General features: G+C 66.2%; 21 protein-coding genes and 2 pseudogenes. 13 read left to right on the top strand and 10 right to left on the bottom strand.

Features of this window, described 5'->3' with window-relative positions; translation table 11 throughout:
• Positions 1–22 precede the first annotated feature (22 nt).
• Positions 23–250: pseudogene (locus tag V6M63_RS13990) on the bottom strand (DUF1653 domain-containing protein); the annotation flags it as partial.
• The gene (ybaL, locus tag V6M63_RS13985) at positions 247–1,962 is read right to left on the bottom strand and encodes a YbaL family putative K(+) efflux transporter (RefSeq protein ID WP_332742756.1); all 1,716 of its coding nucleotides are present in this window, start codon (positions 1,960–1,962) and stop codon (positions 247–249) included. The gene ybaL and the pseudogene V6M63_RS13990, both read right to left, overlap by 4 nt.
• A 189-nt stretch (positions 1,963–2,151) precedes the next feature.
• Here ybaL and V6M63_RS13980 point away from each other — a divergent pair, with 189 nt between their 5' ends.
• The 3 genes from V6M63_RS13980 to upp are packed head-to-tail and all read left to right on the top strand — an operon-like array spanning position 2,152 to position 5,323.
• Entirely contained in the window at positions 2,152–3,450 is a 1,299-nt protein-coding gene (locus tag V6M63_RS13980) for a GTP cyclohydrolase II (RefSeq protein WP_332742755.1), read from the top strand.
• On the top strand, positions 3,447–4,661 hold the full coding sequence (locus V6M63_RS13975; RefSeq protein WP_332742753.1) for a URC4/urg3 family protein: 1,215 nt from the start codon (positions 3,447–3,449) through the stop codon (positions 4,659–4,661). The genes V6M63_RS13980 and V6M63_RS13975 overlap by 4 nt, the downstream gene beginning before the upstream one ends.
• A gap of 32 nt (positions 4,662–4,693) precedes the next feature.
• Positions 4,694–5,323, top strand: a complete 630-nt coding sequence (gene upp / locus V6M63_RS13970; RefSeq protein WP_332742752.1) for a uracil phosphoribosyltransferase — start codon at positions 4,694–4,696, stop codon at positions 5,321–5,323.
• 16 nt (positions 5,324–5,339) lie between these two features.
• Here upp and V6M63_RS13965 read toward each other — a convergent pair whose 3' ends face one another.
• The 4 genes from V6M63_RS13965 to V6M63_RS13950 all read right to left on the bottom strand — a co-directional run bounded on the left by V6M63_RS13965 (position 5,340) and on the right by V6M63_RS13950 (position 8,637).
• Positions 5,340–6,641: a TRAP transporter large permease gene (locus V6M63_RS13965; RefSeq protein ID WP_332742750.1), complete on the bottom strand. Its 1,302-nt coding sequence runs from the start codon at positions 6,639–6,641 to the stop codon at positions 5,340–5,342.
• A 7-nt stretch (positions 6,642–6,648) separates the two neighbouring features.
• The gene (locus V6M63_RS13960) at positions 6,649–7,131 is read right to left on the bottom strand and encodes a TRAP transporter small permease (RefSeq protein ID WP_332742748.1); all 483 of its coding nucleotides are present in this window, start codon (positions 7,129–7,131) and stop codon (positions 6,649–6,651) included.
• A 2-nt stretch (positions 7,132–7,133) separates the two neighbouring features.
• A complete protein-coding gene (gene dctP, locus V6M63_RS13955) occupies positions 7,134–8,123 on the bottom strand; it encodes a TRAP transporter substrate-binding protein DctP (protein WP_332742745.1) in 990 nt (329 codons plus the stop codon).
• Positions 8,124–8,184: 61 nt separating this feature from the next.
• On the bottom strand, positions 8,185–8,637 hold the full coding sequence (locus V6M63_RS13950; RefSeq protein ID WP_332742743.1) for a type II 3-dehydroquinate dehydratase: 453 nt from the start codon (positions 8,635–8,637) through the stop codon (positions 8,185–8,187).
• Between the two features lie 208 nt (positions 8,638–8,845).
• On the opposite strand from V6M63_RS13950, the gene V6M63_RS13945 reads away from it, so the two are divergent.
• From V6M63_RS13945 to V6M63_RS13935, 3 genes are read left to right on the top strand one after another with little or no spacing between them, the layout of a single operon-like run.
• Complete coding sequence (locus tag V6M63_RS13945) at positions 8,846–9,640, top strand: IclR family transcriptional regulator (protein ID WP_332742741.1); 795 nt, start codon at positions 8,846–8,848, stop codon at positions 9,638–9,640.
• A gap of 12 nt (positions 9,641–9,652) precedes the next feature.
• The gene (locus V6M63_RS13940; protein WP_332742740.1) at positions 9,653–10,915 is read left to right on the top strand and encodes an amidohydrolase family protein; all 1,263 of its coding nucleotides are present in this window, start codon (positions 9,653–9,655) and stop codon (positions 10,913–10,915) included.
• Entirely contained in the window at positions 10,912–12,030 is a 1,119-nt protein-coding gene (locus V6M63_RS13935) for an MBL fold metallo-hydrolase (protein ID WP_332742739.1), read from the top strand. The genes V6M63_RS13940 and V6M63_RS13935 overlap by 4 nt, the downstream gene beginning before the upstream one ends.
• Positions 12,031–12,103: 73 nt before the next feature.
• Here the strand turns inward: V6M63_RS13935 and V6M63_RS13930 are convergent, their stop codons facing one another.
• The 3 genes and pseudogenes from V6M63_RS13930 to V6M63_RS13920 all read right to left on the bottom strand — a co-directional run.
• On the bottom strand, positions 12,104–13,552 hold the full coding sequence (locus V6M63_RS13930; protein ID WP_332742737.1) for a carotenoid oxygenase family protein: 1,449 nt from the start codon (positions 13,550–13,552) through the stop codon (positions 12,104–12,106).
• The gene (locus V6M63_RS13925; RefSeq protein WP_332742735.1) at positions 13,553–14,593 is read right to left on the bottom strand and encodes a MerR family transcriptional regulator; all 1,041 of its coding nucleotides are present in this window, start codon (positions 14,591–14,593) and stop codon (positions 13,553–13,555) included.
• Between the two features lie 73 nt (positions 14,594–14,666).
• Positions 14,667–14,963: pseudogene (locus V6M63_RS13920) on the bottom strand (DUF1428 domain-containing protein); the annotation flags it as partial.
• 155 nt (positions 14,964–15,118) lie between these two features.
• Between V6M63_RS13920 and V6M63_RS13915 the strand changes: the two are divergent.
• Genes V6M63_RS13915 through V6M63_RS13905 form a run of 3 tightly spaced genes read left to right on the top strand, consistent with a single transcriptional unit; the run spans position 15,119 to position 16,640 of the window.
• A complete protein-coding gene (locus tag V6M63_RS13915) occupies positions 15,119–15,685 on the top strand; it encodes a TetR/AcrR family transcriptional regulator (RefSeq protein WP_332742733.1) in 567 nt (188 codons plus the stop codon).
• 26 nt (positions 15,686–15,711) lie between these two features.
• Entirely contained in the window at positions 15,712–15,999 is a 288-nt protein-coding gene (locus tag V6M63_RS13910) for a YciI family protein (RefSeq protein WP_332742731.1), read from the top strand.
• Between the two features lie 32 nt (positions 16,000–16,031).
• Positions 16,032–16,640, top strand: a complete 609-nt coding sequence (locus tag V6M63_RS13905; protein WP_332742729.1) for a DNA-3-methyladenine glycosylase I — start codon at positions 16,032–16,034, stop codon at positions 16,638–16,640.
• Between the two features lie 37 nt (positions 16,641–16,677).
• Here V6M63_RS13905 and V6M63_RS13900 read toward each other — a convergent pair whose 3' ends face one another.
• Positions 16,678–17,361, bottom strand: a complete 684-nt coding sequence (locus V6M63_RS13900; RefSeq protein ID WP_332742727.1) for an alternative oxidase — start codon at positions 17,359–17,361, stop codon at positions 16,678–16,680.
• Positions 17,362–17,570: 209 nt separating this feature from the next.
• On the opposite strand from V6M63_RS13900, the gene V6M63_RS13895 reads away from it, so the two are divergent.
• From V6M63_RS13895 to V6M63_RS13880, 4 genes are all read left to right on the top strand, one after another.
• Positions 17,571–17,789, top strand: coding sequence for a YdcH family protein (locus V6M63_RS13895; RefSeq protein WP_332742726.1), 219 nt, complete (start codon positions 17,571–17,573; stop codon positions 17,787–17,789).
• Between the two features lie 35 nt (positions 17,790–17,824).
• Positions 17,825–18,922 (top strand): NAD(P)-dependent alcohol dehydrogenase, encoded by a 1,098-nt coding sequence (locus V6M63_RS13890; RefSeq protein ID WP_332742724.1) that lies wholly within the window; start codon positions 17,825–17,827, stop codon positions 18,920–18,922.
• 239 nt (positions 18,923–19,161) lie between these two features.
• The gene (locus tag V6M63_RS13885) at positions 19,162–20,724 is read left to right on the top strand and encodes a methyl-accepting chemotaxis protein (RefSeq protein WP_332742722.1); all 1,563 of its coding nucleotides are present in this window, start codon (positions 19,162–19,164) and stop codon (positions 20,722–20,724) included.
• A gap of 126 nt (positions 20,725–20,850) precedes the next feature.
• A complete protein-coding gene (locus tag V6M63_RS13880; RefSeq protein WP_332742720.1) occupies positions 20,851–21,888 on the top strand; it encodes a MerR family transcriptional regulator in 1,038 nt (345 codons plus the stop codon).
• Positions 21,889–22,012: the final 124 nt, after the last annotated feature.

The raw sequence follows: 22,012 nt of genomic DNA, 5'->3' as shown, positions 1-22,012 counted from the left end.
ACGGCACCTGGGCCGGATCGTGGCGCACGAAGCGGGCTTGCGTGCGGCCCTCGAACTCACCCGTCTCGCCAAACATGGCCGCCGGCCGCACCCACTGGCCCCAGCCACCGTAGAGCGCGCGGTACAGCGTCATGCCTTGCAGGCTCTCGCTGCAGCGCACGGTGTCCAGCACCTCGTACCAGCCGCCCTTGTAGTGGCGGTACAGGCCGGGCGGGGTGGGGTTCAGCGGGGGCAGGTCGTGGTCGGTCATGGTGTGCGTGTGGCGGTTGTGCGCTTGAACCGCTGCAGCACGTGTGCCGCCATGCCGCGCGCCAGTTCGGTGTTGCCCAGGAAGACGGTGCCCAGGCTTTCCTCGTGCAGCATGTCGGCTTCCTCTTCGTTGTGGGTGCGCAGGAGCACCTCGATGTCGGGGTTGAGCATGCGTGCGATCTCCACCATCTTGCGCATGTTCATCGTGTCCGGGATCGTGATGATCAGCATGGCCGCCCGGGCGATGTGCGCCTGGATCAGGACTTCGGGCGTGGAGGCGTCGCCACTGACGGCGGCGATGCCCTCCTTGCGCAGCGCGTCGACGATCTCCCGGTTCTCCTCGGCCACGACGAAGGGAATGCCCTTCTCGCGCAGGGTCTGCGCGATGCGCTGGCCCACGCGGCCCAGGCCCACCAGCACCACCTGCCTGGCCAGCAGCGACTCGTCGGTGGAGGCGGGCAGCTCGGCCAGCGGGTCGTCGCGCGCTTCCAGCTGCCGCGCGTAGGCCGAGCGCCTGCGAATCCAGGCCTGCATGGGCTCCACCGCCGAGAACAGCGCGGAGTTGGCTGCGATGGAAATGAGGGCACCGGCCAGCACCAGGCTCTGGCCCTCCGCCGGCATCAGCTTGAGCGCAACGCCCAGGCCGGCGAGGATGAAGGAGAACTCGCCGATCTGCGCCAGGCTCACGCCCACCGTCAGGGCGGTGTTGAGCGGGTACCTGAACAGCAGCACCAGCACGACCGCCGCGAGCGTCTTGCCCAGCATGATGATGGCCACCACCGCGAGCAGCTTGAACGGCTGGTTCAGGATCACGGCGGGGTCGAACAGCATGCCCACCGACACGAAGAACAGCACGGCAAAGGCATCGCGCAGCGGCAGCGACTCGTCGGCGGCGCGGTGGCTGAACTCGGACTCGCGCATCATCATGCCGGCGAAGAAGGCGCCCAGCGCGAAGGACACGTCGAACAGCTTGCCCGCGCCAAAGGCCACTCCCACCGCCACGGCCACCACGCTCAGCGTGAACAGCTCCTGGGACCCGGTGCGCGCCACCCACCACAGCGCCTTGGGCAGCAACCGGCGGCCCACCACCAGCATCAGCACGATGAACGCGGCGACCTTGGCCAGCGTGATGCCGACGGTCTGCCAGATCTCGGTGCCGGTGGCAGGCGCCACACCCTCGCTGGGGGCGATGACGCTGGCCAGCGCCGGCAGCAGCACCAGCACCAGCACCATCACCAGGTCTTCCACGACCAGCCAGCCCACCGCGATCTGACCGTTGATGGATTTGAGAAGACCCTTGGCTTCCAGCGCGCGCAACAGCACCACCGTGCTCGCCACCGACAGACACAGACCAAAGACCAGCGAGGCGGCCAGGCTCCAGCCCCAGACATGCGACAGGCCGATGCCCAGCAAGGTGGCCACGCCGATCTGCACGATGGCGCCCGGCACGGCGATGCGGCGCACGGCCATGAGGTCGTTGATCGAGAAGTGCAGGCCCACGCCGAACATCAGCAGCATGACGCCGATCTCGGCCAGCTGGCTGGCCAGACCCATGTCGGCCACGAAGCCTGGCGTGGCGGGGCTGATGACGATGCCCGCGAGCAGGTAGCCCACCAGGGGCGGCATGCGCAGCCGCACGGCGATGTACCCGAAGACCATCGCCAGGCCGAAGGCCGCCGCAATCGTGGCGATCAGGCTGACGTCGTGCGGCATCGGTGGGCCTTTCTGCTGGTGGATCGGTGGGTGGGGTTTCCTCCGGTGCGCCCGGTGCTGCGGTCGATTATGAAGGGCGATGTGGAGTGCCTGGCATTGAGCTTGCTTGGTGCCACGCAGGCGGCGGGCGCGGTTTTCAGCCGGTCCGCCGGTCTCGCCAGACCCTGGCGCATACCAAGGTGTTCAACCATGTCCGCAGACCTGCCACCACCGATCGCCAACGCCGAAGTGCCGGCCTCGCCCAACACGCCGCACCCGCGCCACATCCGCCTGACCTCGCACTCCGGCGGTTTCGGTGCCTTGCCCATCCAGTGGGGCGCGGCCACCGCGCGAGAGCGCGGGCCGGTGGTGGGCACCACGCTCAACCTGGCGCACCGCAACGTCATCGGCACCCACAGCGGCAGCTACAGCGTGTACCGCGCGCTCGCCGTGGCCGCGGGCGCGCTCAAGCGCGAGCACCGCGCCGACCTCACCAACACCGCGCCCACCGACATCATCGGCCCCTACCCGCAGTGGGCCGACCCGGACAAGATGGTGAGCATGGACCCCTGGGGCGCCGTGATTGCCGACGCCTACGCGACCGAGCTGGCCGCCGGCTACGACATCCGCCCCACCATCGCGGTGACCAAGGCGCATGTGATCCTGCCCGAGGTGATCGACGCGCTGCAGAAGGGCCGGCTCAAGCCCGACGGCCGCTTCCTCACCGCGGGTGGCGCGGCCGTGGTGACCAAGGTGGCGGTGGAGCCGGTGTGGTACCTGCCGGGCGTGGCGAAGCGCTTCGGCTGCACCGAGGCCGACCTGCGCCGCGTGCTGTTTGAAGAAACCGGCGGCATGTACCCCGAGCTGGTCACGCGCTCCGACCTGGAGGTGTTCCTGCCCCCGATCGGCGGGCAGACGGTCTACATCTTCGGCCACCCGCGCGACCTGGCCGACCCGAGCGTGGAACTCACGGCCCGGGTGCACGACGAGTGCAACGGCTCCGACGTGTTCGGCTCCGACATCTGCACCTGCCGGCCCTACCTCACGCACGCCATCGAGGAATGCATCCAGGGCGCGCAGCGCGGCGGCGTGGGCCTGGTGGCCTACTCGCGCAAGGAGGGCCGGGCGCTGGGCGAGGTGACCAAGTTCCTGGTCTACAACGCGCGCAAGCGCCAGGTGGGTGGCGACACGGCCGACCAGTACTTTGCGCGCACCGAATGCGTGGCCGGCGTGCAGGACATGCGCTTCCAGGAACTCATGCCCGACGTGCTGCACTGGCTGGGCATTCGCAAGATCCACCGTCTCGTGTCCATGAGCAACATGAAATACGACGCCATCACTGGCGGTGGCATCGAAGTGGGCGAGCGCATCAACATCCCCGACGAGCTGATCCCGGCCGACGCCCGCGTGGAGATGGACGCGAAGATGGCGGCGGGCTATTTCACGCCGGGCCTGGTGCCGGGTGCCGACGAACTCAAGATCGCCAAGGGTCGGGGGTTGAGCCTTTGACCGCGCCCGCAGCGGTGAGCGCGCTGCGCTCCACCGGCGCGATCCGCGAGCGGGCCGGGCAACTGCTGGCCCGCGCCCGCGCCGGCGCATCCACCCACTTCGCGGTGGACGACGCGGCTCTGGCGCGGGCCGCGCGCACGGTGGCCGACCTCACGCGCCAGCGTTTCCCCGACCTGCGCATTCCGTACCACAGCCGATGGCGCCATTTCGAAGCGGGCCAAGTGAACCGCGTGGCCCGCCTCGACACCTTGCTGGGCCCGGTGGACGCCGCCGAGCGCGCCCGCGCACAGATCGACCTGGCGCTGGTGAGCGTGCTGCTCGACGCCGGCGCGGGCGCCGAATGGGGCTACCGCGAGGTCGCCAGCCAGCAGACCTTCTCCCGCTCCGAAGGCCTGGGCGTGGCGAGCTTTCATGCCTTCACCTCGGGCCTGTTTTCCAGCGACCCGGCGCAGCCGCTGCGCGTGGACGCAGCCGGCCTGGCCGCATTGACAGCCGAGCGCCTGGGCGAAGCCTTCCAGGTGGGCGCGCGCAACCCGCTGGTGGGGCTGGAGGGGCGCAGCGCCGTGCTGCGCCGCCTGGGCCAGGCCATGCGCGAACACGTCGACACCTACGGCCCGCTCGGCCGCCCCGGTGCGCTGTTTGATGCCCTGCGCACTGGCCCCACCATCGAGGCCCACGCCATCCTCTCGGCCCTGCTCGACACCCTGTCCGGCATCTGGCCTGCGCAGAACGACATCGGCGGCACCGCGCTGGGCGACTGCTGGCCTCACCCGGCCGTGGTGGGCGAAGGCCTCACCGCGGGGTGGATGCCGTTTCACAAGCTCTCGCAGTGGCTCACCTATTCGCTGCTGGAACCCTTTGAATGGGCGGGCGTGCGCGTGCAGGGGCTGGACGCCCTCACCGGCCTGCCCGAGTACCGCAACGGCGGCCTGCTGATCGACGCCGGTGTGCTGCGCCCGCTGCCCGCCGACCACGCCACGCGCCGCTGGCAGGCCGGCGACACCTTCATCGTCGAATGGCGCGCGCTCACCGTCGCGCTGCTCGACGAGCTCGCGCCATTGGTGCGCGCCGAACTGGGGTTGAGTGCCGAGCAGATGCCGCTGGCCTGCGTGCTCGAAGGCGGCACCTGGGCGGCGGGCCGCCTGCTGGCGCTGCGCCTGCGCGGCGGCCTGCCCCCGCTCAACATCGCCAGCGACGGCACCGTGTTCTGAACCCGTTCCCGAACCATGAAGGCCACCCCACCATGAGCAACGTCCACCTCATCGACCACCCACTGGTGCAGCACAAGCTCACGCTCATGCGCCGCAAGGACGCCAGCACCAACAGCTTTCGCCGCCTGCTCAACGAGCTGGCCCTGCTCATGGCCTACGAGGTCACGCGCGACATGCCGATGCAGGACATCGAGATCGAGACGCCGATGGAGGCCATGACGGGCAAGGTGATTGATGGCAAGAAGCTGGTGTTCGTCTCCATCCTGCGCGCGGGCAACGGCATTCTGGAGGGCATGCTCAGCGTGGTGCCCGGCGCGCGGGTGGGCCACATCGGCCTGTACCGCGATCCCAGGACGCTCACCGCGGTGGAGTACTACTTCAAGATGCCGACCCACATGCCCGAGCGCGACGTGATCGTGGTCGACCCGATGCTGGCCACCGGCAACTCGGCGATTGCCGCGGTGGACCGGCTCAAGGAGATCGGGCCGAAGTCGATCAAGTTCGTGTGTCTGCTGACCTGCCCCGAAGGCATTGCTGCCTTCCACAAGGCACACCCCGACGTGCCGATCTACACCGCGGCGATCGACCGCAAGCTCAACGACCACGGCTACATACTGCCCGGCCTGGGCGATGCGGGCGACCGCATCTTCGGCACGCAGTGACCGCCCGGCTCGGCGATCAGCCGGTGTAGCCGGCCAGACGTGGCAGGAACAGCACGAAGTCGGGCCACAGCGTGATCACGACCAGCGCGACGATCATCACGACCAGGAAAGGCACGACCTCGCGCACCAGTGCGAGCAGCGAGACGTCGGCGATCTTGGTCATCATGAACAGCAGCAGACCATAGGGCGGCGTGACCAGACCGATCATGATGTTGAGCACGGCCACCACACCGAAATGCACCGGGTCGATGCCCAGCGCGACCGCGGTCGGCAGCAGCACCGGCAGGATCACCAGGATGATGGTGGAGCCCTCCAGGAACGCGCCCAGCACCAGCAGCAAGAGGTTGACCGCCAGCAGGAACGCCAGTGGCGACATGTCCAGCGTGCGCAGCACCGTGCTGAGCGAGGCCGGGATGTTCTCGGACGTGATCACGTAGTTGAACACCAGCGCACCGGCGATCAGCATGCCGATGGAGATGCTGGTGCGCGCGCTCGACAGCAGCGAGTCGGCCATGTCGCGCCAGCCCAGGCTGCGGTAGAGCACCGAGGACACCAGCAGCGCGTAGGCCGCGGCCAGGCCCGCCGCTTCGGTGGGCGTGGTGATGCCGCTGTAGAGGCAACCCAGCAGGATGATGGGCAGCATCAGCGCGGGCAGGGCCTCGCGCGTGATGCGGGGCAACTCGCGCAGCGGCACGGCAGGCTCCACCGGAAAGTTGTGCCGCCTGGCCTGCACGTAGATCAGCGCCATCTGCACCGCGGCCAGGAGCAGGCCCGGCAACACACCGGCGAGGAAGAGAAAGCCGATGGAGGTGCCGGAGATCAGCGCGTAGAGCACCAGCGGAATCGAGGGCGGCAGGATGGGGCCGATGACCGCCGAGACCGCGGTGAGCGCGCCCGCGAACGCCGGCGTGTACTTGCCGTTGCGGGTCATCATGGCCTGCATCAGCTTGCCCGAGCCCGCCGCGTCGGCCAGGGCCGAACCCGACATGCTGGCGAACACGATGCTCTGCAGCACATTGACCTGCGCCAGCCCACCGGGGAAGCGGCCCACGATGGCGTTGCAGAAACGCAGCAGGCGGTCGAGCACGCTGCCGGTGCTCATGAAGCTCGCGGCCAGGATGAACAGCGGAATGGCCAGCAGCAGGTAACTCGAATACGTGCTGTTGAGCAGCTGCTCGGCCGCGCTGCCCATGTCCATGCCCTTGAGCCAGAGGTACAGGATGGAGCCACCGATCATGGCCTGGCCCACGGGCACACCCAGCAGGCTGAGCGCGACGATGGTGGCCAGCGCGAGCGAAAACGGACTGGTGAAGTTCACGGGGTTTTCAGGAGAGGGGAGGGTCGATCGGATCGATGCGGGCTCCGCGCAGCAGCCCGAAGAGCTGCCACAGGTGGCGCGCGATCACGGCCACGGCAAACGCCAGGTAGATCGAGAACAACCAGTCGAAGCGGATCTTGAGGTAGGAGGTGCTCTCCACTTTCATGAAGCTCACATAGTCCCAGGTGGCCGGCAGCGCCATGCCGAAGAGCACGACGATGGCGATGGAACCGATGGCCCGCGCGATGCGCCGCAGGCGAGGGCCGAAGGCGATGTCCAGCACGTCGATGCGGATCTCGTCCGCGTCCCTGAGCACGAAGGCCGAGCCCCACAGCACCAGCCAGAGCCAGGCCACGAGCGAGATCTCCGCCGTCCAGCCCACCGGCCAGTCGAACACGTAGCGCAGGACGATCTGCAGGATGAAGGCGATGAAGATGACCGCGAGCAGCGCTGCGGCCACCCCGTCGGCGAAGTGGCGTAGGGCGCGCATCCTCACTTCATTGCGTTGATCTTGTCGATCATGCCGGCTGGCCAGTTCTTCGCTTCATCAGACGCCAGGTAGATCTTCTGCGCGTATTCGCGGAAGGCGTTGATGTTGGGCGCATACACGTCCAGGCCACCCCGGCGGAAGCCTTCGGCCAGCTCGGCCTCGCGCTTCTGGTGCTCGGCCGTGCTCCAGGCGATGGCCTTGTCGGCCGCGGCCTGAAAGGCGCGCTGCTTCTCGGGCGACATGGCCTGCCAGGTCTTGAGGTTCATCGTGAGCAGATCAAAGCCCACCAGGTGCGAGGTCAGCACGATCTGGCCCATCACCTCGTTGAACTTCATGTTCTGCACGTTGGGCAGCGGGTTGTCCTGGCCGTCCACGGTGCCGGTCTGCAGGCCGGTGTAGGTCTCGGCGTAGGCCAGCGGCGTGGGGTTGGCGCCAAGCGAGCGGCCCAGCAGTTGCCAGGCATCGCCCGGGGGCATGCGCAGTTTCACGCCCGCCAGGTCGGCCGGGGTGTTGATCTTCTTCTTGCCGCGCAGCCCCACATGGCGCGTGCCGAAGAAGGTGGGGCCGAGGATCTTCACCTTGAGCTGGTCTTCGACCTGCTTCTTCATCTGGGCGCCCATGTCGCTGGCGAAGAAGGCGTTGAGGTGGTTGGCGTCGCGAAACAGGTAGGCCGAGGTCAGCAGCGACCACGAAGGCACCTGCTTGGAGATGTCCTGCGGCGAGATGTTGCCCATCTCCAGGTTGTCGCGTTGCAAAGCCACCAGCTCGGTGCCCTGGCGGAACAGCGTGGAGTTGAGGAACAGTTCGATCTTGTGGTCCGCGGCCACGTCGGCGGCCAGGCGTTTCATCATCTCGGCGCGGATGTCGGTGTCGGAAAACACGGCGGCAAATCGCAGCGTGCTCTGGGCCTGGGCCAGGCCCGGCCACAGCGCTGCGGCGGCGAGGGTGGCGCCCGTGGCGAGGGCGGAACGGCGGGTGAGGGCAGCTTTCATGGTGTTGTCTCCTGTGAAGTTGTCGGCGGCGAAGAAAGCGGATGAAACGGGGGCTGCGTTGTCAGGCGGCGACGGCAGGTTTGAGGTGCCGGGCCATGGCGTGCAATGCCAGCTCATAGCCGTAGGGCCCGAGGCCGCAGATGACGCCGGTGGCGCCCAGCGAAATGATCGACTGCTGGTAGAGCGCCTCACGCCGGTGGATGTTGGTGATGTGCACCTCCATCACCGGCTGGTCCAGCGTCTTGAGCGCATCGAGCAGCGGGATGGAGCGAAACGACAGACCGGCCGGGTTGATGAGCACGGCGGCGCCCAGTGCCCGCGCCTCCTGCACCCAGTCGATCAGCACACCTTCGTGGTTGGACTGGCGAAACTCGCACTGGAGCCCGAGTTCGGCGGCCACCGCGTGGCAACGCTGCTCGATCTGGGCCAGCGTGGTGTGGCCGTAGAGGTGGGGTTCGCGGATGCCCAACAGGTTGAGGTTGGGGCCGTTGAGGATGTAGACGGTGGTGGTCATGGCGGTGAGGAGGTTGGCGCGGCTTGAGCGTGCCCGTGCGGTGCAACGGGCTGGCCGTGGCGTGGGCTTGGCCCTATATTTGTCTCCAGGTATTTCCGTGCTGCGATCAACCGGTGTGTGGTGATCACGCCTGTCTTGCAGCGATTCTTGTCCCGGTTCAGGAAACTCTTTCCAGATTGGAAAGTGATTCCACATAAAGAAATCTGCCATGAACCTTGCCCTTGACCGTGGTCTTGCCTTGCTCGAACACCTCTCGCGCAACCCCGACGGGTTGCCCCTGGCCCTCATGGCCCATGACCTGGACATTCCCCTGAGCGCCTGCCACCGCCTGCTGGGTGATCTGCAGCACTGTGGCTATGTTCGGCAGAAACGCAAACAGGGTGACTACCAACTCACGACCAAGGTGGTGTCACTCGGCCTGGGTTACCTCAGCCACGCGGGCATCGTCGACATTGCCGAGCCGCTGCTGGAGCGGCTGGCGCTGCAATCGGGTGAGCTCGTGCGTTTGTCGATCGTGGACGATGAGCGCCTGATCTGGGTGGCCAAGGCGCAGGGCACGCGCCAGCAGGGCATCCGCTACGACCCCGACATGGGCATGGAAGCGCGCCTGTCCTGCACGGCCTCCGGCCACGCCTGGCTGCAGACCTTGAGCGACGAACGCGCGCTCGAACTGGTGGCGCACCAGGGCTTCGGCGCACCGAAGGAATTCGGCCCCAAGGCGCCGACCACCATCAAGGCGCTGCTGGGGTTTCTGCACGCGGCGCGGGTGCGTGGCTGCGCCATGATCGACGAGGTGTTTGCCCCCGGCATGAGCGCGATGGCCGCGCCGGTGTTTCGGCGCCACGAGGCCATCGGCGTCATCAGCATCGCCGGGCCGCGCCAGCGCCTCACCATGGACGCGATGCAGAACCTCATGCCCGCCCTGCTGGCCGCGGCATCGGAGCTGGGGCCCATCAGCAACGTCTCCAACCTCTTCGGCAGGCCGCCGCTGGGCAAGGGCTGAAGGAGAACACGCATGCTTGACCTGCTGATCACCCACGCCACCCTGCCCGACGGCCGCACCGACATGAGCGTGGCCGTGCAGGACGGCCGCATCACCGAGGTGAGCGCCGGCTTGAGCGCGCCCGCGCACGACACCGTGCACGCACAAGGCCAGTTGCTCACGCCACCGTTCTGCGACCCGCACTTCCACATGGACGCCACGCTGAGCTACGGCCTGCCGCGCGTGAACCAGAGCGGCACGCTGCTCGAAGGCATTGCCCTGTGGGGCGAGCTCAAGCCGCTGCTGACCGAAGAAGCGCTGGTGGAGCGCGCCCTGGCCTACGGCGACTGGGCTGTGGCCAAGGGCCTGCTGGCCATCCGCAGCCACGTGGACACCAGCGACCCCAGCCTGCTGCCGGTGCGCGCCATGCTGGAAGCCAAGCGCCGCATGGCGCCTTACCTCGACGTGCAACTGGTCGCCTTTCCGCAAGACGGCGTGCTGCGCTCACCCGGTGGGCTGAACAACATGATCCGTGCGCTGGACATGGGCGTGGACGTGGTCGGCGGCATCCCGCATTTCGAGCGAACCATGAGCGATGGCGCGGCCAGCGTGAAGCTGCTGTGCGAGCTGGCCGCCGAGCTCGGCCTGCCGGTGGACATGCACTGCGATGAAAGCGACGACCCGCTCTCGCGCCACATCGAGACCCTGGCCTTCGAGACGCAGCGCCTGGGCCTGCAGGGCCGCGTGAACGGCTCGCACCTCACCTCCATGCACAGCATGGACAACTACTACGTTTCCAAACTGATTCCGCTGATCGCCGAGTCTGGCGTGAGCGCGGTGGCCAATCCGCTCATCAACATCACGCTGCAGGGCCGGCACGACACCTACCCCAAACGCCGCGGCATGACGCGCGTGCCCGAGCTCATGGCCGCTGGCGTGACCGTGGCATTCGGCCACGACTGCGTGATGGACCCCTGGTACTCGCTGGGCAGTGGCGACATGCTGGAGGTGGCCCACATGGGCCTGCACGTGGCGCAGATGACCAGCCAGGCCGGCATGCGGCAATGCTTTGAAGCGGTGACCACGAACGCCGCGAAAGTGATGGGGCTGCAGGGCTACGGCATTGAAGCGGGCAACGACGCCAGCTTCGTGCTGCTGCAGGCGCGCGACCCGATCGAAGCCATCCGCCTGCGGGCCACGCGCCTGAAGGTGTGGCGCCAAGGGCGGCTGCTGTCGGAGATGGCGCCGGCCACCGCGCGCCTGAGCCTGCCTGGGCGCACTGGGGCGGCCGCATGAACTCGTTTGGCAAACGCGCCCTGGGCGCGCGCCTGGAGCGCATGCGCGCATCGACGATGTGGGACGGCCTGGGCTTTCGCAACGTGCACCCGGCCTTGCCCGGGCTGCGCGATGCGACCGTGCCCCGGCCCACGCTCAAGGAATTTCTGAGCTCGGGCGGCCGGCGCGCGCCGACCGGGCCGCTGCCCTCGCAAGACCCGCGCGAGGCCTGGAGCCGCCCGGCGCAGAGCGGCCTGCGCGCCACCTGGCTGGGGCACTCCACGGTGCTGATCGAGATCGACGGCCACCGCGTGTTGACCGACCCGGTGTGGGGCACGCGCGCCTCACCCTTTCGGCTGCTCGGCCCCAAGCGCTTCCAGCCGGTGCCGCTGCGCCTGCGGCAGATGCCCGAGGTGGACGTGGTGGTGATCTCGCACGACCACTACGACCACCTGGACCACCCCACCATCCGCGCGCTCGCGCGGCACAGCGCCGTGCCGTTCGTGACGTCCCTCGGCGTGGGCGCCCACCTGCAGGCCTGGGGCGTGGCGGCCGAGCGCATCACCGAGCTGGACTGGTGGGAGAGCCACCGCGTGCCCCACACCGGTCTCACCATCACCGCCGCGCCGTCGCAGCATTTTTCAGGGCGCGGCTTCAAGGACCGCAACGCCACGCTGTGGTCGTCGATGGTGGTGCAGTCCGGGCAGCACCGTGTGTTCTTCAGCGGCGACACGGGCCTGACCACCGAGTACGCCACCATCCGCGAGCGGCTGGGCCCGTTCGATCTGGTCATGCTGGAAGTGGGGGCCTTCCACCCAGCCTGGGGCGACATCCACCTGGGCCCGGTGAACGCCCTGAAAGCCCACGCGCTCCTGGGCGGTGGTGCTTTTCTGCCGGTGCACTGGGGCACCTTCAGTCTGGCCATGCACGCCTGGGACGAACCGGTGGAGACGCTGCTGCAACTGGCGCCGTCGCTGGGTGTGCCGCTGCTCATGCCGCGCCTGGGCGAAGCGGTGGAGCCGGCTCACCTTGAAGCTGTGGTGCCGTGGTGGCGAGGGCTGGACGAGGGCGTGCAACCCCCGCGCCCCGCTGAAGCGCCGATCATCCAGCGCGAACTGCCTTGGCCGCTGGACTGACGCAGGGTGCCAACGCCGTGCGATTTGCGATGGCAGCTTGTTGCGACTGGCCGTCTGGCCGGGCACTGGCTCGTTACAGGCCAGGTCGCCAAGTCCCGTGAAAACCGAACGGCACGCGGTGCGGCAAACGGGCGACCGCAACAGGTCCGGCCGCCAGGTCCATCGCATCGAACACCAGCAGGTCGCTGCGCCTTTCCTGTTCACGCCAGGCCACGGCCAGCAGCCAGCCGTCGCCCTCGGCTGCGTCGATCGCGCGCGGCACGAACACCGGTTCGGACACCACGTCTCCATAGGGCAGCGTGTGCATGCTGCGCTCGCCGGTATCGAAGTCGAAACGGGCGAGGCTGTCGTAGAGCACGCTTTCCGAGTCATCCCTTGCGCGCGACGTCCCATGGCAGGTATAGAAGCCGTAGCGGTTGCGCCGGCCCGTGTAGCGCTCGTCGATGCGTGGAAACTCCGCCACCAGGTCGTCGAGGTACTCACGCCGGAACCCGGTGTCATTGCCGCTCAAGTCGAAGGTCCAGCGGCACAGGCGCGCGGCCATGGCGTCGGGGTCACCGGGATGGCCGTCGGCATCGGGCAGGCCGGGCGCCGTTTCCGACTGCATCACGTAGGCCACGATGGTGTCGCCGTCGTCCCAGGCATTCATCACATGGAACACGTGGCAGGGGTCGGCGTCGAACCAGCGCAGTGTGTCAGCCGCCCCACCATGCTGCATCACGCCAACGTGGGTCCGCAGGCCGGCATCCCAGGCCAGCAGCGGCTTGCCGCGCATGGCGCGTTCCATGCTGAGGGTCAGCGGCGTGACGGGAAAGAGCACATGCCCGCGCGTCACCATGAAGTCGTGCGCCATGCTGGCATACGGCGCTGCGAACGATTGGAGTCGCGTGACCTCGCAGTGCCTGTCCATCACACCGTAGAGCATGGTTGGCGAACAGGGGCCGTCGGGCGAGTATGCGAAGAAATGCAGTTCGCCGCTCTCGGGGTCCATCTTCGGGTGCGCGGTGCAGCGCGAGGTCACGCAGTCGCCGAAGCTCTGATGTCCTTTGGACGCCAGCGTACAGGCGTCGAGCTCAAAGGGCTGATGCGACTCTTCGAGAGCGAACAGGCGATCGCCATGCCACAGCATGCTGGTGTTGGCCGTGCCACCGTTTCGGCCCTGCGCCAGCGGGTCGCTGGTGGCGGGGTTGCCGAAGGTGCCGAAGAGCGCGCGTCCGGCTTCATGTTCCAGTTGCCATTTCGGCGTGCGCGCCCAGCGGTTGCTGTACGACACCGTGCCCTTGGCGATGTGGAAGGCATGCACCATCCCGTCGCCGGAGAACCAGTGGTAGCTGTTGTCGCGTGGCGCGTATTGCGGGTTCGGGCCGACACGGTAGAGGCTGCCCGACATCTCGGGTGGCAGCGCGCCTTCGATGTGGAGCGCCGCGATGTCGTGCTCCTCGGTGAGCGGCGCGTAGTTGCCGGTGAAGAAGTGAGGATTCGTCTGCGTTTGTGCGTTCACGTGGGGGCCTTTGGGATTCATTCAGGAGGTCGATGCGCCGTCCAGGTGCGCGATGGCTTGCCCGACATAGGCGGTCAATGTCTCGTCGATGCCCGAGCCGGCCCGCAGAGCCGCATCGTGATGGAACGCGCGTTGCAGCTTCGCGTGCAACGCGGCATCGCCGCCGGCCTTGGCGAGCGAGAGCGCCTGCCAACGCAGCGCCAGCGCGCGCATGGCTGCACCATCGGTGGGAGCGCTCGCCAGCATCTGTTGCCGAACCTCGGCAATGAGCGGCGGCCATGCATCGGTCTGCGCAACGTAGTGCTGGCGCAACGTGGCCATGTCGCCCGAACTGCAGTAAGGCGCGTAGAGCTGCAGGCGCGCGAAGGCCATCGCGTGCGAGATGTACCGGATGCCGGCGCGGTCCACACCGGTCAGCGCGTGGAGCGACGGCTCGTTCCAGTGCATGGTGTAGAGCTTCATCAGCAGACCTTCGTCACCCCCGGCCTCTTCGAGCAACAGTTCTATCCAACGTTGCGCCAGGGCCTGTGCCTCCGGGTTCTCGGGTGAAACGCCGGCCCCAACCAGGCGTTGCAGCCACGCCGACAACTCCGAGCGCTCGGGCGCCACGGCGTCAGTGAAGCCGTCGCGCTGCGTCTTGAGTCTGCGCTGCTCGTCCTCGCTGAAGTACTTCGAGCCCGCGATCATGCTCTCGAGCGCCAGGAGCCAGTCGTCGATGCCGGGCTCTTCGCTGGCCTGCAACCGGGCCTGCACCGTGAGCAGGTGGGTGCGCAGCGCCGATGCCTGCAGGATTTCGCGGTCGAGTTGCGCCACCTGCCGGGCCACGACTTCCGAAATCCCGCCGGCCGCGTTGTCGAGCAGGCCTTGTATGTCGGCGAGCGACAGGTCGAGTCGCCGCAGCGCCTGAATGCGGTAGAGCCGCGCCACGTCTTTTCGGCCATACAGGCGGTAGCCACCACTGGACCTTTCGGACGGCACCAGCAGGGCGATGTCGTCATAGTGCCGCAATGCGCGCACTGTCAGCCCGGTGCGCCGGGCCAGTTCACCAATCTTCAGAAACATGCCTTCCCTCTCAAGTTGAAGGCATCGTAGACCGTGCCGTTGCGAGAGGGTCAAGCGCTTTTCGTGGCCCGCGCTAAGTCGCCATCAGCTTTGTCGACAGGCGCTGCGTGCCCGCCGCTGGGCCGCACCGGGGTGCGCTGATGCGCTCGAGCAGTCCGCCGAAGATCATGCGTTTGCCGTCGAAGGGCATGGGCAGGTTGCCGGGTGTGGACGGATCCATGCGCGGGTCTTCCATCATTTTCTTCATGGCCGCGTCGCGCGTGGCCTTGTCGGGCCATACGACCCACGAAAAGGCCACCGTCTCTTCGGCGGTGGCCTGGACTGCGCGACGGAAGTCGGTGACTTTGCCGTTGGGGACGTCGTCGCCCCAACCCCGCTCGCTGGTCTGCTCGCGCTGGGCATCAGCCTTCGCGCTGCCCTGGCCGCTGGATGGATGGGGCTTGACGGAATAGGACAGTTGTCCTATTCTCCGCAGCCATTAGGATGGTTGTCCTAAACGTCAGTCCAGAACCTCCGATGAACGACATGACCACCCGAGACCAGATCGTGGCTGCTGCCGACGAATTGTTCTATCAGCACGGCTTCGAGCACACGTCGTTCACGGCGATCGCGAGCGCCGTGAAGATTTCGCGCGGCAATTTTTACCATCACTTCAAATCCAAGGACGAGATCCTCGATGCGGTCATCGAAGCCCGGCTTGCCAGCACGCGTCAGATGCTCGAAGGATGGGAAAGCCAGGTGGCCGAGCCCGAGGCACGCATCCAGCGTTTCATTCACATCCTGATCCAGAACCAGACCTTGATCATGAGCCACGGCTGCCCGGTTGGAACCCTGTGCATGGAGCTGGGCAAGCTCGATCACGCATCCCGGGAACACGCCAACGAACTGTTCTTGCTGTTCAAGCGTTGGCTTGCGCGGCAGTTCGCCGAACTGGGCCGCAAGAAGGACGCCGATGCCTTGGCCCTGCACCTGCTCGGACGCAGCCAGGGCGTGGCCACGATGGCACAGACGTTTCGCGATGCGTCCTTTGTGCGGCGGGAGGTGCGGCTGATGGACCAATGGTTGCAATCCTGCGCAAGCCCCGCAGCTTGAGTGAACCCTGCTGGAGAACATGCAAGATGTTTGTCGTGCTGCTGAACCTGTCCACCCACAAAGACCAGGCCCCCAGGCACATGGAGGCTCACAAGGCCTGGCTGCAGCGTGGCTTTGACGATGGTGTTTTTCTGGTGGCCGGCAGCCAGGCGCACGGCAAAGGCGGTGCCATCGTCGCCCACAACACCAGCAGGGCCGAGCTGGAAGCAAGGGTGGCTGGCGACCCCTTCGTGGTCGAGGACGTGGTGAAGACGGAGTTCATCGAGATGTCACCCTCCCGGGTGGACGAACGTCTGCGTTTCCTGCTGGCTTGAAGCCCCCACCGCGTTGGCGAAGATTGAACCGAATGAGCACCACCGTACCTGGGCCCGATGGCCAACCTCGATGCCGCTGGTGTGCGGCCGCCCCCGAGTTTTTTGCCTACCACGACAAGGAGTGGGGATACCCGGTGGCCGACGACCGCCGTCTGTTCGAAAAGCTGTGCCTGGAGAGTTTCCAGTCGGGCCTGAGCTGGCGGACGATCCTCGCCAAGCGGGAGCATTTTCGCGCCGCCTTCCATGCGTTCGACTTCGACCGCATCGCGCGCTTCACCGAGAAGGACGTGGACCGTCTGCTGCAGGATGCCGGCATCGTTCGTCATCGCGGCAAGATCGAGGCTGTCATCAACAATGCACGCCGTGCGCAAGAGATGGTGCGGCGGGAGGGCTCGCTGGCCGCCTTCCTCTGGCGCTACGAGCCCGACAAAACGCAAACGGGCCTGCCGCAGACAGCGTCCACCTCGGCGCAGTCCCACCAGCTGTCGAAAGATCTGAAGAAGCTTGGCTGGAAATTCGTCGGCCCCACGACGGTGTACGCCTTCATGCAGGCCATGGGCCTGATCAACGATCACGCCGAGGGTTGCGTGATTCGCGAGCAGGCTGAGCGGGCGCGCAAGCGCTTCTCGCGTCCGGGTTAGAGGGGCCGCGAAGGCTCACTACAGCCGCCCCAGCGCGTCACGCAACATGCCGCTGGACGCGCAGGTCGGCGTGCTCCGGGTAGGGCGCTGGCGGCTCGGTGCGGGCCGGCTCTCCGGCCAGTTGGCTGGACAGGCCGTGGTTGATGTCGCGGTGGTGCGCCTCGTCGGCGCGCACCACCAGCACCACGTCGCGCAAGGTGGCGTCGTCCTTGAGTTTCCAGTAGCGCTTGGCGATGTCGGGCGCGGGCCCGTTGGGTGCACGGCCCGAGTCGATCTCGGCCAGGTACTGTGTGTAGCTGATCACCGCTTCCTCTTCAAAGTAGCCCACCAGGCGGTGCGCCGTGCGGCGTGAGACGAGATACAGCGCAAAGAACCCGAGGTAGAAGACCCACTGCGCAAAGAGGATGAGCCAGCGTTCCAGCGCGGTGGGCCTGGCGACCTCGATGAAGGTCATCAGGTGCATGCGCTCGTTTTCTGCTTCTTCCATCAGCGTGCGGATCCAGCCTTCATCGTTGACCATGCGGCGCAAGGAATGCAGATGGGTGAGCGTGGCACCCACCATGCCCGGCACGGCCGCCACCGTCTCCAGCACGATGGCGCGGTGGCCGTAACGTTTGGCAAAAAACGCATCCGCAAGAAATCGCAGCAGCTTCGTCACGCCTCGCGCGAAGTGGTCGCTGGCGGTGCGGGGCGGGTGGTGCAGCGGGGCGTCGTCAGTCATGGATATCCGTCGGAGTGGGTGCTCCCAAACATCCTGACGGATGTGCCTGCGGGGGTCTGGGCGCTGGCGCACAGATGCGACGGCGCATCCCGCCCAAGCTGTTCGATCGCGCACGGTTTGACCTGAGTCAACAGGCCTGGGAGGATCGTGCTTCACACTGAAGTCCACCTCGCGGCAGTCTTCTGCCGCATTCAACGAAAGGCAGTCCGATGTTTCCAGAGTACCGAGAGCTCATTACCAATCTCAAGAACAACGACCACCACTTCACCCGGCTGTTTGACCAGCACAACGCCCTCGATCAGAAGATCAAGAACATGGAGGAGGGCATCGAGATGGCGACCCACGTCGAGATCGAAACGCTCAAGCGCGAAAAGCTGCAGCTCAAGGACGAGCTCTATGCCGTCCTCAAGAAAGCCAGCAGCACCTGACACCACCGAGTCTTCCAACCGTTCCAGGAGGGACCGTGTCCACCATGATGAAAGCAGCCGTCTTCGTCGGGAAGAACCGCATCGAGGTGGTGGACAAGCCCATCCCCGACGTGGGCGCCAACGACGCGTTGATCCGCATCACGACCACCACCATCTGCGGCACCGACGTGCACATCCTCAAAGGTGAGTACCCGGTGGCCAAGGGCCTGACCATTGGCCACGAACCGGTGGGCGTGATCGAGAAACTGGGCAGCGCCGTGCAGGGCTACACCGAAGGCCAGCGCGTGATCGCCGGCGCCATCTGCCCCAACTTCAACTCATACGCCGCACAGGACGGCGCGCCTTCGCAGGACGGCAGCTACCTGATTCCCCAGGGCCTGTGTGGCTGCCACGGCTTCAAGGCCACGGCGGGCTGGCGATTCGGCAACCTGATCGACGGCACCCAGGCCGAGTACGTGCTGGTGCCCGATGCGCAGGCCAACCTGGCGCCCATTCCCGATGGCTTGACCGACGAACAGGTGTTGATGTGCCCCGACATCATGTCCACCGGCTTCAAGGGCGCGGAGAACGCCAACATCCGCATCGGCGACACGGTGGTGGTGTTTGCGCAAGGCCCCATCGGCCTGTGCGCCACGGCCGGCGCGCGCCTGCTGGGGGCGTCCACCATCATCGCGGTGGACGGCAACGACCACCGCCTGGACATTGCAAGGAAGATGGGCGCCGACCTCACGCTCAATTTCAAGAACTGCGATGTGGTGGACGAGATCATGAAGATCACCGGCGGTCGCGGTGTGGATTCGTCCATCGAAGCGCTGGGCACACAGGCCACCTTCGAATCGGCCCTGCGCGTGCTCAAGCCCGGCGGCACCTTGTCCAGCCTGGGCGTCTATTCGAGCGACCTCACCATTCCCCTGTCGGCCTTCGCCGCCGGCCTGGGCGACCACCGCATCAACACCGCGCTGTGCCCCGGCGGCAAGGAGCGCATGCGCCGGCTCATGAACGTCGTGGCCTCGGGCCGCATCGACCTGGGCTTGATGGTGACCCACCAGTTCAAGCTCGACGACATCGTGGCGGCGTACGAACTGTTTGCGAACCAGCGCGACGGGGTGCTGAAGGTGGCGATCAAGCCTTGAGGTCGAGGCGCGGTGACGCGGGAACAGATGGACCGGGGCGCCCGTTGACATGCATACCGTGACTGAATTCATGGATCCGTGATCAACTCAGTTCACACCCATGTGGCTAAGCCGATAACGACAGTACCAAGCGCCGAAGGTTCACGTCTTTTGGGGAGGACGCGGAGCTTGAATCGCATCGGGCACCGCGCTGGTCCGAGGCGGTCTTTGAATCCGGCGCCCTCAAGAGATCCCACGCCATGAAATCAGTTTTCACTTTCAGCATCGCCCGACGACTCTATGCCGTCGGCATCGCCATCTCGGTGGCGCTGGCTGCCTTGGGCATGTATGCGTACACCACTCTGAATGAAGCCGCCGACCTGGCCGGCTTCACCGAGAGCACCCGTGTGCCGCAGCTCAACACCATGGCAGACATGGAGCTATCGGTGACTCAGGTCTCGCTGCAGATTCGTCACGCGATTCTGGCGCGCAATGCCCAGGAGCTGCAGGAGACGTTGGCGTACATAGCCAACACACGCAAGCACATGGACGAATCGCTCTCCGCATACGAAAAGCGCTTGTTTTCTGAACAGGGAAAAACCCATTTCGCGACGTTGCCACCGTTGATGTCGAACTTCTGGAAGCTTGGTGAGGCCAATATTGCGTTGATCCAGGAGGGCAAAAAGGAAGAAGCCTTTGCCTACTTGGTGGACGTGACGATTCCTGCGCGCAATCACCTGCTCAGCGCCTTCAGAAAGGGCACCGAAATTCAGACCAAAGGACTCAGCAGCGATATCCAGATGATTCAAAAGGATGCGCACAACACCTCCACGTTCATCGCCATTGTTGCGTCGGTCTTGTTGGTTGCGCTGATGCTCTTTTCAGCGCACGTCGCCACTGTGCTGCGCCGCCGCGTGGCCGCGACCCAGGCCGTGGCAGAGCGTGTGCGCGATGGCGACCTCACCATCGCCGTGACCGACGACGCGCGCGATGAATTCACGCCTTTGCTCGCCACCATGAAGGACATGCAGGCTTCGCTGACGCGCGTGGTGACCGAAGTGCGTCACGGCGCAGACAACGTCGCCACGGCCAGTGCGGAGATTTCCCAGGGCAACAACGACCTCTCCAGCCGTACCGAGCAGCAAGCCTCTGCCCTGGAAGAAACCTCGGCATCCATGGAGCAAATGGGTTCTACCGCCAGCCAGAATGCGGACAACGCCCGTCAGGCCAACCAGCTTGCGGCAAGCGCCAGCACGGTGGCCCTGCAAGGTGGCGATGTGGTGAACCAGGTTGTTCAGACCATGAAGGACATCAACGACAGCAGCAGGAAGATCAGCGACATCATCGGCGTGATCGACGGAATTGCCTTCCAGACCAACATCCTTGCCCTGAACGCAGCGGTGGAGGCCGCGCGGGCTGGTGAGCAGGGCCGTGGGTTTGCGGTGGTGGCAGGTGAAGTGCGCAACCTGGCACAGCGCAGCGCGCAGGCGGCCAAGGAGATCAAGGTGCTGATTGGCGCCAGCGTGGAGCGTGTGGCGCAGGGCACACAGTTGGTCGACAGGGCCGGTACCACCATGAAGGAAATCGTGACCTCCATTCAGCGTGTGACCGACATCGTGAGCGAGATCAGCAGTGCCAGCAGCGAGCAGAGCGCCGGTGTGGGCCAGGTGAGTGAGGCTGTCAGCCAGATGGATCAGGCCACACAGCAAAACGCTGCACTGGTCGAAGAAAGTGCTGCAGCAGCGTCCAGTCTTCAGCAACAGGCCCAACAACTGGTGCAAGCGGTGTGCGTGTTCAAGCTTGCGGGACATGCGACCCGATAGGCATCGGATCGGGAGAATTGGCCCCGCTTCTCTGAACTGTTTCACCCCGAGAGATGAAGAGACTCGTCCCTTGACACGGCCCCAGGGGACGGCCCGAAGATGGTGCCTTGTCGAAAAGGACCCCGCATGGCCACCAGAAAGATCCCCACTTCTCCCGACGCCCGATCGTTGCTCGCTGCCGAGGCGGCTCGCCGACTGGGCGTTTCCGTCAAGGCGCTGCGACTGTACGAGCAGCGTGGCCTGCTTCAGCCGACACGCACCGATGCTGGCTATCGGTGCTATGGCCCGGCGGATATCCGGGCCGCACAAGACGTGGTGGCACTGCGCTCGCTGGGTCTTGGTGTCGCTCAGATTGCAAAGGTCATGAAGGGGGATGCCAGCGCAACGGATCAAGCGCTGGCGCTGCGCGAGGCTGAGTTGAGCCAGCAGTTTTCGGACATGCAAAGAGCGAGCGAGCGCTTGAGGGAACTGCGCCGTGGTCTGGCCCATGGACTGCGCCCCCGTGCTGGAGAACTGGCCGATGTGATCGAGGCACAGGGTGCCACCGTCTCCTTCGAGTTGCCGTGGCCATGGGGCGGTGAGTCGTTCGCACTCAGCGATGTTCGGTCGCTGACCTATCTGGTGGGGCCCTTGGGCAGCGGAAAGACCCGATTGGCCCAACTGCTTTCCCAGGCCCTGCGCAATGGTCACTTCCTTGACCTTCAAAGGCTTGACGACCCTGACCAGTTCCTGGGCGACCTCGGACTGACGCAGGACGAAGTGGCCATGGTGGAGAGTCACCTTGTCTGGCTGCGCGAGGAGGGCGCCGTGGACGACATGCCGCTTCGGGTCGTGCTGAGCGCACTGGAGGCCCAGGGAGGCCAACGGGCGGTTGTCATCGACATGATCGAAGAGGGACTGACTCGGCCATCCCAGGAGGCGCTCATGTCGCTGCTGCGCCGCCGCCTCAGAACGCGCGCGGCGCCCATGGTGGCGATGACGCGCTCCTTGTCGATACTGGACCTTGCCCTCGTTGGCCCCGGCGAGGCCATCCTCTACTGTCCCGCGAACCACTCGACTCCCTTCGTGGTTCCGCCGTTTTTGGGTGCCATTGGCCACGAGGCGCTCGTGTCATGCCTGGCCACGCCGGAGGTTCGGGAGAGGGTCACACGCATGCGTGCATGAGTGCCTGTGCCGGCTCGTGTCGCGTCGCATTTCTCTGCTCGAAAGCTCACTTGCCTTGACCCAAGTCAAGGCGCGAGGGACATCGCAGGCTCAGCATCGGGCGAGATGCATCGCAAGCCACTGG

The sequence above is a fragment of the Hydrogenophaga sp. genome, assembly GCF_036675665.1.
Taxonomy (GTDB): Bacteria; Pseudomonadota; Gammaproteobacteria; order Burkholderiales; family Burkholderiaceae_C; genus Hydrogenophaga.
This window is presented reverse-complemented; position numbering and strand designations above follow the sequence as displayed.